Origin of the sequence: Sinomicrobium pectinilyticum (assembly GCF_003725735.1) — a bacterium.
GTDB classification, from domain to species: Bacteria; Bacteroidota; Bacteroidia; order Flavobacteriales; family Flavobacteriaceae; genus Sinomicrobium; species Sinomicrobium pectinilyticum.
Window position 1 is genome coordinate 1 of record NZ_RJTM01000164.1, and the last position, 879, is coordinate 879.

The 879-nt window shown below is 48.2% G+C and carries 1 protein-coding gene; it reads left to right on the forward strand.

Translation table 11 applies throughout. The annotated features are described in order from the left end of the window. A partial coding sequence (locus tag ED312_RS21180; RefSeq protein WP_449441384.1) for a DUF7507 domain-containing protein occupies positions 1-879 on the forward strand: 879 nt, incomplete at both ends.

Below are 879 nucleotides of genomic sequence, written 5' to 3' on the forward strand. Positions count from 1 at the left end.
CAATGCAGTACAGGTCACCAGTCCTACGGACGACCCCGATCCGGATTGCCCGGATTGTGAGACCCCACCACTGGAAATGAAACCGGAACCGTCAATTGCATTGATAAAAACTGCCGAGTACATCGATAGCAATGGCAATGATATGGCTGATGCAGGAGATGGGATTACGTATACCTTTACGGTGACTAATACAGGTAATGTCGATATAGATAATATAACCATTGACGACGACCTGACCGGAACTACCGATCTACCGATTACCCCGACTATATTAGTCCCTGGAGAAACAGGTGTTGCCACGGCAACATATACACTCACCCAGGAAGATGTGGATAATGGTAGTGTGAGTAATCAGGCCCTGGCTACAGGTGAGGCTCCGAATGGCGATCCTGTGGAAGATACTTCGGGTACCAGTGAAGATAATGATATCCCGACAGATACGCCGATCATTCAATCTCCTTCAATTGCTTTGGTAAAGACCGCCGATTATATAGATAGTAATGGTAATGGTGTGTCCGATGCAGGAGATGGGATCACGTATATCTTTACGGTGACTAATACCGGAAATGTAACCGTATCTGGTATCACTATCGACGACGATCTGACAAATACGTCCGGTTTGCCGATCGTCCCGGCAACATTAGCTCCCGGAGAATCAGGTACGGCAACTGCTACTTATACGATCATCCAGGAAGACGTGGATAACGGTGGTGTCAGTAACCAGGCTTTGGCCGGCGGTACTGACCCGAATGGCGATCCTGTAGAGGATGAATCCGGTACAGACGAAGATAATGACGACCCAACAGATACACCTCTAACACAAGAACCGTCAATCGCATTGGTGAAAACAGTGACCAACACGGGGAGCGGTGATAATGG